At 64.6% G+C, this 12,281-nt stretch carries 9 protein-coding genes and 1 tRNA gene; 7 read left to right on the top strand and 3 right to left on the bottom strand.

The window, feature by feature from the left end:
• Positions 1-355 precede the first annotated feature (355 nt).
• Positions 356-3,553: a penicillin acylase family protein gene (locus BMY74_RS03270; protein WP_089909084.1), complete on the top strand. Its 3,198-nt coding sequence runs from the start codon at positions 356-358 to the stop codon at positions 3,551-3,553.
• A gap of 54 nt (positions 3,554-3,607) precedes the next feature.
• On the opposite strand, the gene BMY74_RS03265 is transcribed toward BMY74_RS03270, so the two are convergent.
• The gene (locus tag BMY74_RS03265) at positions 3,608-4,345 is read right to left on the bottom strand and encodes an FkbM family methyltransferase (RefSeq protein ID WP_089909081.1); all 738 of its coding nucleotides are present in this window, start codon (positions 4,343-4,345) and stop codon (positions 3,608-3,610) included.
• 10 nt (positions 4,346-4,355) lie between these two features.
• Entirely contained in the window at positions 4,356-5,192 is an 837-nt protein-coding gene (locus tag BMY74_RS03260; RefSeq protein ID WP_143091426.1) for a hypothetical protein, read from the bottom strand.
• Between the two features lie 196 nt (positions 5,193-5,388).
• Between BMY74_RS03260 and BMY74_RS03255 the strand changes: the two genes are divergently transcribed.
• Positions 5,389-5,464: transfer RNA gene (locus BMY74_RS03255), tRNA-Arg, on the top strand.
• A 136-nt stretch (positions 5,465-5,600) separates the two neighbouring features.
• Entirely contained in the window at positions 5,601-7,178 is a 1,578-nt protein-coding gene (locus tag BMY74_RS03250; RefSeq protein ID WP_177229542.1) for a tyrosine-type recombinase/integrase, read from the top strand.
• On the opposite strand, the gene BMY74_RS03245 is transcribed toward BMY74_RS03250, so the two are convergent.
• Positions 7,153-8,439 (bottom strand): NsdA family TPR-like regulatory protein, encoded by a 1,287-nt coding sequence (locus BMY74_RS03245; RefSeq protein ID WP_143091425.1) that lies wholly within the window; start codon positions 8,437-8,439, stop codon positions 7,153-7,155. The genes BMY74_RS03250 and BMY74_RS03245 overlap by 26 nt on opposite strands.
• Before the next feature lie 50 nt (positions 8,440-8,489).
• Between BMY74_RS03245 and BMY74_RS03240 the strand changes: the two genes are divergently transcribed.
• From BMY74_RS03240 to BMY74_RS44040, 4 genes are all read left to right on the top strand, one after another.
• Positions 8,490-8,783, top strand: a complete 294-nt coding sequence (locus BMY74_RS03240) for a hypothetical protein (protein WP_089909073.1) — start codon at positions 8,490-8,492, stop codon at positions 8,781-8,783.
• Positions 8,780-8,998: a hypothetical protein gene (locus tag BMY74_RS03235; protein WP_089909070.1), complete on the top strand. Its 219-nt coding sequence runs from the start codon at positions 8,780-8,782 to the stop codon at positions 8,996-8,998. The genes BMY74_RS03240 and BMY74_RS03235 overlap by 4 nt, the downstream gene beginning before the upstream one ends.
• A gap of 128 nt (positions 8,999-9,126) precedes the next feature.
• Positions 9,127-10,020, top strand: a complete 894-nt coding sequence (locus BMY74_RS03230) for a helix-turn-helix domain-containing protein (protein WP_143091424.1) — start codon at positions 9,127-9,129, stop codon at positions 10,018-10,020.
• Positions 10,021-11,039: 1,019 nt separating this feature from the next.
• A complete protein-coding gene (locus BMY74_RS44040; RefSeq protein ID WP_143091423.1) occupies positions 11,040-11,897 on the top strand; it encodes a hypothetical protein in 858 nt (285 codons plus the stop codon).
• The last annotated feature ends 384 nt before the right edge of the window (positions 11,898-12,281 follow it).

Genomic DNA, 12,281 nt, shown 5'->3' with positions numbered 1-12,281 from the left:
GGTTACAGATTTTCGAGATCAACGACGGCGTTCACAGTTACCGGAATTGAGCTGCGACTTCGCTGCGTAGGCATGCCACCTGAAGTTGAGCGGGATCATCGGAACACTGAGTGACCAAACACGGAAATCCCACTCAGTGGAATGTGGGACCAGAAACACGGATACGGCCTCGGTAATCCGATTCAGATGTCTCGATTGGACTCGTTTCTGCCCATATGTGATCTTGATGGGTTTCGGGATCGATACAGGCGCTCTGGCGGCACTCGGTAAAACGCGAAGGTCTTTCGCGATAGGCGTACCGGAAAGTAACGTGCGTCACAACAGCCCTGCCCTGCACGGAGAGGAGCTTCGCGCGATGCGGAGAGCCAATCCGGTGACGACCCTGCTGGCGACCGCCGCCGTCACCGCCTCCCTTCTTCTCGTCCCGACCGCCCAGGCCGAGGAGCCGCGCGCCGCGGCGTTCGCGGCCGACGACTACTGCCTGGGCCAGTGCGGCGACATCGTGCCGCCCGGCAACAACGGCAACGCGACGCTGGCCGAGATCCTCACGCACAAGGCGTTCGGCACCAGGCCGGCGCATTCGGCCGACCAACTGGGCAAGTACGACGCCCTGGTGTCCGGCTACTCCGGCCTGACGAACTCGCAGCTGACGGACTTCTTCAACGACGCGTCGTTCGGCGTGCCGTCCGACCAGGTCGAGAGCACCGTGAAGCCGCGGCCGGACGTGACGATCGTGCGCGACAAGAAGATCGGCATGCCGCACATCACCGGCACCACGCGGTCCGGGACGATGTTCGGCGCCGGTTTCGCGGCCGGGCAGGACCGCCTCTGGCTGATGGACCTGTTCCGCCACCTCGGCCGCGGCCAGCTGACCGGGTTCGCCGGCGGCGCGCCGTCGAACCGGGTGCTGGAGCAGAGCTTCTACAACCAGATCCCGTACACCGAGGAGGACCTGCAGAAGCAGATCGACTCGGCGGCGGCGAACGGCGGTGAGCGCGGGCGGCAGGCGTTGGCGGACGTCAACGACTACATCTCGGGCATCAACGCCTACATCACCCAGTCCGTCTCCGCGCGGAACTTCCCCGGCGAGTACGTGCTGACCGGGCACGCCGACGCGATCACGAACTGGAACGACATCCAGCCGTTCAAGTCGACCGACATGGTGGCGATCGCCTCGGTCGTCGGCGGCCTGTTCGGCGCCGGCGGTGGCGGTGAGGTGCAGTCGGCGCTGGTGAAGCTGGCCGCGCAGAACAGGTACGGCGCCGCCGTCGGTGAGCAGGTGTGGAAGGCGTTCCGGGCGCAGAACGACCCCGAAGCCGTCCTGACCCTCCACGACGGACAGTCCTTCCCGTACTCGGCCTCGCCCGCTTCCCCTCAGGGCGTGGCGCTCCCGGACAGCGGTTCCATCACGCCGGAGCGGATGGTCTACGACGAGGTGGGTGGAACGGGCGCGTCCGTCGCCGTGCCCGCCCCGGCCGACGTGGCGAAGGCCCGCGGGATCTTCGAGGACGGCGTGCTGCCGCCCGACCTGTTGAACAAGAAGCACGGCATGTCCAACGCCCTCGCGGTGTCCGGCGCCCACACCGATTCCGGCAACCCGATCGCCGTGTGGGGGCCGCAGACCGGGTACTTCGCGCCGCAGTTGCTCATGCTGCAGGAGCTCAACGGCCCCGGCATCCGTTCGCGCGGCGTCTCGTTCGCGGGCGTCTCGATGTACGTGCAGCTCGGCCGCGGTGTCGACTACTCGTGGAGCGCGACCTCGTCGGCGCAGGACATCATCGACACCTACGCCGTCGAGCTGTGCAACCCCGACGGTTCTCCTGCCACGAAGGCGTCCTCCTCGTACCTGTACCACGGCGCCTGCCTGCCGATGGAACGCCTGGAGCGCAAGAACGCCTGGAAGCCGACCGTCGCGGACGGCACGCCGGCGGGTTCGTACGCGTTGGTGATGTTCCGGACCAAGTACGGTCTGGTGACGAGCCGTGCGACGGTCGGCGGCAAGGTCGTCGCGTACACGACGCTGCGGTCGACGTACATGCACGAGGTCGACTCGATCATCGGGTTCCAGGAGCTCAACGACCCGTCCGCGATCCGTTCGGCGGGTGATTTCCAGCGGGCGGCCTCGAAGATCGGGTACGCGTTCAACTGGTTCTACGTGGACTCCCGTGACACGGCGTACTTCAACTCGGGCCTGAACCCGGTCCGCCGGTCCACAGTGGATCCGAACCTGCCGACCTGGGCCCGTCCCGAGTACGAGTGGGTGAACTGGAACGGCGACGAGAACACGTCCGACGTCCTGCCGTTCGCCGGGCACCCGAACTCGATCAACCAGGACTTCTACATCTCCTGGAACAACAAGCAGGCCAAGGACTTCACGTTCGGCGGCTTCGGCCACAGCTCCGTGCACCGCGGCGACCTGCTCGACCGCAGGGTGCGCGCGCTGATCGCGTCCGGCACCAAGGTCACCCGCGCGTCCCTGACCCGTGCCATGGCCGAGGCGGCCGTCGCCGACCTGCGCGCCGAGCAGGTGCTCCCGGAGTTGCTGAGGGTGGTCGAGTCGGCACCCGTCGACGCGGCGCTGGCCCCGGCCGTGCAGAAGCTGAAGGACTGGCAGCGCTCCGGCTCGTTGCGCAAGGAGACCGCCAAGGGCAGCAAGGCCTACGGCCACGCCGAAGCCATCCGGATTCTCGATGCCTGGTGGCCGCTCCTGGTCGAGGCGCAGTTCAAGCCGTCACTCGGTGACGGGCTGTTCGGGGCGCTGGTGAGCGCCCAGCAAGTGGACGAGGCCCCGTCCGACACGCACGGCGCGGCACCGCACAAGGGTTCCTCGTTCCAGTACGGCTGGTGGGGCTACGTCGACAAGGACCTGCGCAAGGTCCTGGGCGACCCGGTCCAGGGAGCCTTCCCGCAGACCTACTGCGGTGGCGGCACTTTGTCCGGTTGCCGATCCGCTCTGGTGACCTCGCTGCAGGCCGCCGTGGCCAAGCCGGCGAACGCCGTCTACCCCGGCGACGCCGACTGCGCCGCAGGCGACCAGTGGTGCGCCGACACGATCATCCACCGCGCCATGGGCGGCATCACCCACGACAAGATCCACTGGCAGAACCGCCCGACCTACCAGCAGGTCGTGCAGTTCCCGTCCCGCAGGGGCCAGAACATCACCAACCTGGCGGCCGGACGCACCGCCACCGCGTCGTCACACGAGACGGGCTGGAACACCCTCCCGCCGTCGCACGTGGTCGACGGAAACCCGGCCACGCGCTGGGCCAGCGACTGGAACGACAACCAATGGATACAAGTGGACCTTGGCTCTGTGCAACGGATCGGTCGCGCGGTGTTGCGCTGGGAGTCGGCCTTCGGCAAGGGCTACCGCATCGAGATTTCCAATGACGGCACGAGCTGGCGCAACGTTTTCTCCACAAGTGCTGGCGATGGCGGCGATGATGTCGTAGCGTTCTCACCACAGGACGCGAGATACCTGCGGTTGACCGGCACACAACGGTCAGGCCAGTACGGGTACTCCCTGTACGAACTTGAGGTCTACAGCTCGTAGGCCTTCGAGATGAGGACGCCGATCCACCCCCAGGGGTCGGCGTCCTCTACTTTTTCAGGCCCTGAACAGGTAGTTCCTGACCTCGTCCCCGATGACGTTCGTCGGCACCCAAGCACCACCGCGCCACGTCGTCATCCGGTACCCGCGCTCGGTCAGGAAGTCCGCGACGTCCTTCGCCTGGTACCCGAACCGTTCGACGTGCCGTTCCTCGATCTCCAGCAGGAAAGCGGGCTTGAGCCGTTCGATGGTCCCCTTGGCCCCCTCGAGAACCTTGAGCTCGGCCCCCTCGACGTCGGCCTTGACGAAGTCGAGCCGCCCGATCCCCTGCTCCTCGACGAAGTGGTCGAGCGTGTCCGTCTTCACGAGCACGTCGAGGTGCTGCTCGAACTCCTCGTTGGACCCCAGCCCGTTCGCCCCGGCCGTGAGGAACGACCGTCCAGTGACCGGACTCCCGTGCCGCACAGGAACGCTCATCACCTCGCGCCCCTGCTCCTCAGCACCAAGCGCCACCGAATGCCGCTTGATGTTCGCCCCTTCGCGGGGCCGCAACACGTACGAAAGGGCAGGATGCGCGAACACGAGCGGCTCGATGCTGTGCACAGTCCCTTGTGGACCGACCAGTCTCGCCAAGGTCACCGTGTACAGCCCCAACGCGGCCCCGACGTCGATGCAGACGTCTCCGGGCCTGACGACCTTCCGGAGCCCGATGAGCTCCGCCTCGGCATAGGGCGTGAGCCGGGCGAGCGCCTGCAACCCGGCGACAACCGCGGCACTGCGAAGTTGGGTCAACACCCCGCTGAGCCTAGACGTGCCCGTTGTTGTGCCGTTCGCCCGCAGGCAACCCGATCTGGTCCGCGAACTCGGCAGCCACCCGCTCACCACCGTAAACGCTGAGCGCCTTCACCAGGTGCAACCGCAAGTCCTTCCGATGAGCGTCCCCCAGCTCAGGCATGGCCCGCTCGACACTGCTCACCAACGACTCGGCCCAATGCCCGGCAGGCTCCCGCTGCGCGATCTTCACGAGCTCGGCGAGGTGATCGGCCAGCTTGACCGCCTCCTCGACCTGGTACCCGTTGCGCTGCAACCACCAGATCGTCGCGGTCCCGACGTCCGTCAGCACCTCGTCGCGCAGGTACCGGATCTCAGCCCGTTCCACATCCCGCTCGGCCAACTTGAACGTGGAGTTCCTCAACAGCTCGACGTGCTTCTTGGCCATCTCGAGGTCGTCCCCGTCGACCTCGACCTTGACCTGCTCGGCCCGAGCCCAGACATGCGTACCGGGCACCTGCCGTTCCACGGCGAGCTCATCCCCCAGTTGCACCTGCAGGGCGGCGTGGTGCACCAGCATCGCCTTGCAGCTGATCTCCTTCGCCCGCTGCAGAACGTGGTGGATGGCAGCGTTGCGAGGCGAGTTGTGCCGAAGCCCGGTCGCCAGATCAAGGCGCCACACCACAGTCAGCTTCAGCTGGAAGTCCAGCCCGTACACCGCACTGGCGAGCGGCGTGGCGAACTCCTGCTGATGACTGCTGACGGGCGGCACGAAGGTGATGTCGTCGGCCCGCTTGGGCACCAGCCGGCGCCACCAGGCCTTGAGGGAACCGAGAGGGCCAGGACGGAAGTCGGGCCAAGGTCTGCTCACAAGCCCTCCCTACCTGACGTTTGTGCCCGATAGAAGGTGGCCTGTCTCACTTCCCTCCAACGGCCGCAGGCCTTGCCCGGTGCTCTTCACCGAGCGTGAGCGGGCCCCCGGTCCGAACGCCGGCGCAGCCTCCGCCGGCGCTAGACGGGGGCGCTGGTCAACTCGGTGGCGGCACCCCGCTAGACTGCTGTCGCCAGCCCTAGTAGCTCAGGGGATAGAGCATCGGTTTCCTAAACCGTGTGTCGCAGGTTCGAATCCTGCCTGGGGCACCACCTTTCGCCGGGTGAAACTAAGGCCTCTGACCTGCAGATATCGGTCAGAGGCCTTAGTCTTTAGTCAGGACTGAAGTCGATCTACAGCCCGTTTCGTGGTGCCGCGCGTGGTGCGAGCCGGGCGTACGGTCGCACCATGACCAAGCGCAAGGCAGGTCCCAAGGACCGCGAGCGCGGGCGGATCGAGGTCCTGCCGAGCGGCTCGCTGAGGGTGGTCGTCTACGCGGGAGTCGACCCGCTGACAGGTCTCCGGAATTACCGGAACGAGACGATTCCGAAGAACACGCCCAATCTTTGGGACGAAGCCGAGAAGACCAAGACGAGACTTCTCAACGAGATCGACGAGCAGCGCAGTCCACGCACCAAAGCGAATGTGAACACCCTCCTCGACCACTACCTGAAGAACCTGGACGTCAAGCGGAACACCCGCAAGGGTTACGAGGGGTACATCAACAACCACATCCGTCCGCTTGTCGGTGCTCTGCCGGTGGCGAAGCTGGACGGCGAAGTCATCGACTCGCTTTACGCGACCCTCCGACTGTGCCGTACCCACTGCGGAGGCAGGAAGTTCGTCGAGCACAAGTCCGAAGAGAAGAACCACGACTGCAAGAAGCTCGACTGCCAGCCTCACGAGTGCAAGGGGCTGGAAAAGAACTCCGTTCGTCAGGTTCACTTCTGCCTGAGCGGAGCGCTCGACTCCGCGCTTCGCTGGGGCTGGATCAAGGTGAACCCTCTCGCCCAGGCGAAACCGCCGAAGCCGGTCAAGCCGAATCCGAAGCCGCCCACTCCCGAACAGGCGGCAGCGATCGTCAATGAGGCGTTCAAGGACCTTCCGTGGGGAATGTTCGTGTGGCTCGCGATGACGACCGGCGCACGACGCGGTGAGGTCTGCGCGCTACGGCTGGACCTTCTCGACCTGAACAACGCGGTTCTGTCCATTCAGACGGCTATCGCGCAGGACGGCGCCGAAACCTGGGAGCAGGACACCAAGACTCACCAACAGCGGCGCATCGCGCTCGACCCGGAAACCGTCGGCCTTCTCCGGGCCTACATCGACCAGCGCAAAGCCGAAGCAGAGATCGGCGGAGTCAAGCTTCACAGGGACGGACGCGTCTTCTCGTCGTCGGTCGATCACAGCACCTGGCTCAAGCCGGACACTGTCACGCAGCGATACAGACGCATGTGCGAACGACTCGGGTGGAAGATGAACATCCACCAGTTGCGCCACTACTCCGCCACGGAACTAATCGCCGCAGGTGTCGACGTGCGTACCGTTGCCGGTCGCCTGGGACACAGTGGCGGCGGCGCTACCACGCTGCGCGTTTACTCCGCCTGGGTCTCGGAGGCGGACCAGCGTGCAGCCGGGAACATCGGCACCCGGATGCCCAAAGCGCCGATCATGATTTCCGAATCCGGCGCTGTCACGACAACTCTGGAGCCGACGGCCGACAACCCGTATCAGAAGATATACGTAGATCTTCGAGGCGCGATCAAGTGCGGCGCACTGCGTCCGGGCGACCAACTTCCTACGGTGGTCGAACTGAAGAGCCGTTACGGCCTGTCTGCCGGAACCGTCAACCGCGCTATCGCCGAGTTGAAAGCCGAAGGACTCGTTCACGCGAGCCGTGGCAAGCGCGCCGTCGTGCTGGCTCCGGGCGAAGAGCCGGACATTGCCGAAGTCGTGAGTCTCAGCCGGAAACGAGCAGCGAAGTAAGCCGCTTTCGCTGACGCTGAGACCCGATCTGCGTAGCAAGTAGCCGTGCACGCTCCGCGTGTGCGGCTACTTCGTGTTTCTCTCCCGTAGCGGTGAAGACCTGGACCAGGTCGACCCTGAGCGCGGTTTCGGCTCGTGTGAAAGTGGGATCGAGTCGGCTCAGGACATCGGACAGAATCTCGACGGCCTCACGTGCACCGAGCCGAGCCAGCGCACTGCCACGCCAGCGCGCGAGGTGCGTTGAGTCGAACACCAGATACGGCGTGTCCGAGCTGTCGATCCTGGCAGGCATCGAGCGCAGAGCCTCATCGAATGCCCGCATACAGGCTTGGCGCTCTCGGTTCGCTGCGCACGCTTCGCCGTATCCCGCAGTGAGCCACGCGAAGAGCAGTTCGGGAACCCTGCCTCTCGCGATCGCCAACGCATAGTCCGTCAACTCGACGGCCGCCCGGACTTCGCCGATGTCGAGCAACACCACGGCCTGCCCAGCGCACGCATACGCTTCGAGCGCGGGCGAGCGTGCTTCGCGCGCTGCCATTCGAGCCGTGTTGTAGTGGTCCCACGATTCACTGACGAGACCCTGATCGAGCGACTGCCAACCTGCAAGCGCGGAAGCGTCGACAAGTACTTCGGCGAGACCCGACCGGATCGGCTGGCTCAGCACGTCGCGCATTGCTCGTTCCATCTGACCTATCTGCGCGCGAAGCTCGCCGAGCAAGGCGGACGCGCCCAGCCGACGATCAATCACGCGGGTGATGTCGAGCTTCTGCCGGAGGAGATCGACGGTCTCCATATCCAGGTTCCGCCCTGCGGCAATCCTGGCCTGCAGTCCCAGGTCGTCATCCGTGACCACGGGAACGGCGTCGGGCACGGGCTCGAGCAGCCGTTCGATCGGCACGCCGAGCATGTCTTCGAGCAGACGGCGCGTTGATGACTGCGGAAGACCGAGAGACTTGCCATCGGCACGCCGGCCGGACGCGAACCGCTGAACGTGGCGCGGACTTATCGTCGCGCTCAACCCGTGCTCGCGCGCGAAACGCTCAGCCTCTCGACTGAACTCCTCCGCGGTCTGCCTTCGCTGGCGCAGCAGCTCGCCGAACAACGTCCGTGACTGTCGCCGTTGATCTCCCGAATCCATCGGCTGACCTTCCGTCTCACTGATGTCAGCGCCGATCAGTATAGGTCGCGAAATGTCGCCAGAGGTCGCAGCCAGGTCATTTACGCCCGATCTGCCGCCAGAGAAGCTGATGTCTGCGGTCACGTTCCTCGGGAGGGCGGTGGGCGGTCATGGTGTGGGATGCAACGGGAGTCGTGCTGTTCGTAGTGTGGCTGGTGCTGCCGCCCGCGTACGTGGTGGTCCTCGGTCGCCGGTACGTCAGGCAGGCTCAGGAAGCAGCCCGAGACACCATGTGGGCGTACGCAGAGGTTCAGGACCTGCTTGACGACTTCGAGACTGCCCAAGACTCGCAGGACGCGGCTCAAGCAGGCATGCCGTCTGCGCGCACTGAGGTCACACAGGAACTGCCTCGCGTGACCGAGCCTCCGGCCGCTGTCGGCAAACACAGGCTCGACGAGTCGCTGCTTGCACGCGGGGTGGCGTCGTGACGCCTGAAGACACCGAACTGATCACCGAGTTCCACAAGGTCTCTCAGCTCATGCCTGGGGTCGCGTTCGACTTCATCATGGGCACTCTGACACCGGACCGAGAGCACGAGTTCGGTCAGATCCTCATCTCGCTCGGGGAACTTCTCGTCCACCACGCCGACGAACGCCTTCAGCCTGAAGCACCACCGACAACCGTCAGCCCGACTGACGGTTGAGACCACCGAAACCGCCAGCCTCCGGGGCTCCGTCTCACCTCCGTTCGAGGCTGGTCAGGGGGAGCCGACGCGGCGTGCATCGCCGCGTCGGCTTCTCTCATCGCACCATCACACGGAGCCAGCCAACGATGCCCAAAGGGTTCAAGTCCAATCTCCAGAACCGCGCCGTTGCGCGTGCCCTTGCGTTGTGGCGCAAGGAAAGCGGCTTGAGTCTGGCCGAGGTGACCGACCGCGTGAAGTGGTCGTCGGCCAAGACGTCGATGATGCAAAACGGGTTGGTCCCGATCACCGATGCTGACGTCATGGCGCTCGCTCTGGCGTACGGCATCGATGAGCTACGGCGTGAGCCGGTGTTCTGGGGTGCACAGCGTGCGCGTGATCCCCGGACGTTCGACGCACTGACCGGTGGCACGGCGTCTTGTGTCGGCTGGACCTACTCCGAGGTCGAGGCCGAAGCGAACTACGTTCGCGTGGTGGCGCTGGACGTCCTGCCTCCGCTGGTCTGGACGCCTGAGTACTCGGAGGCGGTTCGAGGCGTCCAGGTCGAGGCCGTGTCCGAGCAGGGGCACCGCCACTACTCCGACGATCACCGTGCAGAGATGCTGCACCAGTTGGGCCACGGCCCGACACTGCGGATGGATCTTGTCTTGGGACAGGCCGTGTTGCGGCGTCCGGTCGGTGGTGCGCTGGTGATGGCTGATCAGTTGTTTCAGCTGGGATCGTTCGCTCAGCTTCCCGGCGTGAGGGTGTTTCTCGCGCCGGACCGGTTGGGCGCGTTCGCCGGGATGACCTCGTTCACCGTGCTGTCGTTCCGTGAAGCGCAGTTCGATGACGTGGTGTACCTCGACAGCCTGCACCGTGGGACGTGGCTGGAGAGCGAGACTGAGCGGCTGCCCTATGTGGAGTCGTTCGAGCGGCTGACGTCGGCTGCGCTCCCGGCCGCTGTGACGACCGGACACCTCTACCGGGCAGCGCAGCATCTCAAGGACACCGCGCCAACCGGTGCCACGACAGTTCCGTGACTCTTTTCGTGACCGGCTTTGCTACGCTCGACCTGGCGTCACGAAACTAGTCACGAATCGGAGTGGTGAGCCGTGAAGTGTGCGGGATGCGGTCAGCCGTTGCCAGCAGGGACCGGCCGTGGACGACCGGCCCGCTATCACAACGCGGCTTGTCGGCAGCGCGCTCGCCGCGCACGGCTGACCACGCAGCACGCGGACGTGCTGGCTGCCGTGGCCGCTGTCGAGACGGCGGCTGCCGAGGTGCGCCGCGCGGTACTCGGGGATGGCGACTCGGAGCGGGCGACGAATCAGCTCACGCGTGCCGCTGCCGAACTCTCCCAACTCGTAACGGTCGCTCCCACTGCCGAGGTGGCCGAGCCACCTACATCGCCTGTTACGAAAGCCGTCACGGAAAGCAAGCCTCGAACGAGCCGGGCCAAGCCGCTGACGCGCCCTGCTCCGCTGGACCTGGATACCGTCCGGCTCGAACGCTCGTCAGACCCGACCCGTACGGGATGGCGGGTGCTGGCGGGGACTGAGGACGCTCCGGTCTTGGTGGGGTTCCTCGAACCGGTGCTGTCGGCAACTGGTCGGCGCAGTAGCCGCTGGAAGGCGCAGACTGCCAGTCTGGCTCGCGTGCATGGTGGCCCGTGGCGTAGCCGGATAGACGCTCTAGCGCGACTGGTCGACGACTACCAGCGTGCCGCAGCACGGCCACGACGGCGCACAATCACATAGCGGCAGGCGGAGGCGTTGTTCCAGCATCAATTTTGATCTTGCTGGCGGTTCATCCCGTTGACCAGCTCTGGGGCCATCAGCCTACCAAACTGCACCCGCACCAGGTGCTACTCGGTTAGATTATGTGACTCATCGCTAGCCTGCCCGGATGACTCAACATCTCAGGCACATCGCGCGTTGTGTCGTTGGGCCTGTACGTCCACAGGTCGAAGCCTTGCGGCAGCACTGGAAGGAACGGCAGATTGACGTCGCGCAAACGACGAAGCGTCAAACATAGGCCTCTCGCGGATAATTCAAAAGCCGTGAACAATCAGGCGCCGGCCAGCTTGAACGATGCCCCCAAGAGACTGGAATTCGACTACGGCTCCTGGGTCCCGACCTTGATAACAGTGGTCCCCGTCGTGATTGCCACCCTCAAGATTCTATCACTGGCCCACTGGGATTACACACTCGTTCCGGTCGTGCTTCGCGCACTCGACATCGGCGCGGTCGCACTGGCAGTATTGTTGACCTCTAGCCCACTCTTCTGCGCCAGCGTTCTCTATTTTCTACCTCGACTAGTTCGACTCGGCCAGGTTCATATGCTGGTTGGAGCAGCCATAGGACTGGCAATATCACTCTGGACCCTATTTGCCGTCCCGGTAGCCTATGCCGCATTCCTCGCGCCTACCTCGATCTTTGTCACAGGCACCCTATGGCGCCATGTGCCAGGAATCGCCGAAAGACGACAAGCCGACGCCGGACCGACAACAGCGATCGGCTACGTTTCATCGATCCTAGGCAAGTCACTTATCAGCGTAGCGGTGATATATACGGTCTTTGCAGTCTATATATATCCAAACGGCGCTGGTTCATGGCTACCGGTCGAGGTAATCGAAAAAACGGACAAATCAAAGATCGTAGCCTACGTACTCGAAGCCGGGGATCACGACCTGACGGCAATGCCGCTATCTTCAGACGATCCAATGATCATTCGGCAGGATGACGTTGCTCGGCGAACACTGTGTAGATTGGCACGTCCATCTTGGCGGAAGCAGGCCCTTACGATGCCGTTGCTGCGGTTCTCTGAGCGTCCGATGCGCGGCACGGTGATGCCAACTTGTGACGATCTTGTACCGTCACGCGACCCTGGTCGAGTAACGGGCCCAGATGCGGAATGATGGGAGCCGGTGCCGACTAGATGAAGTGGCAAAGCCGTGGCGAACTTGGCATCGGTCCAGTTCAGCTATGAGGCACAGGCCAGCCGGGAACCTGGCTCGACATGGTTTCCGTGTACTGGAGAGTGTCTCGCTTGACTGTGTCGGAGAAGCGCGGATCGAACAACGTCGAGTGAGATGACGGCGAGGTCGCATCGACGGAACCACGTGTGCCTACGTCCTCCCACACAAAAGCACTGCACAGGGCCGTTTCGCGGTCGTGTGACGGGGTTGCCCGTCACACGACACACCCGTCACGGTGGCTCGTTTCCGCAGCTAGACCCCGGTTTCTTACCCGTCACACGGCGTGTGACGGGGTGACGGGCGCCTAGGACGAGGTGTGACGGG

The sequence above is a fragment of the Lentzea albida genome, assembly GCF_900111005.1.
GTDB classification, from domain to species: Bacteria; Actinomycetota; Actinomycetes; order Mycobacteriales; family Pseudonocardiaceae; genus Lentzea; species Lentzea albida.
The sequence above is the reverse complement of the archived record's forward strand: the minus strand, read 5'-3'. Positions and strand labels throughout refer to the sequence as shown.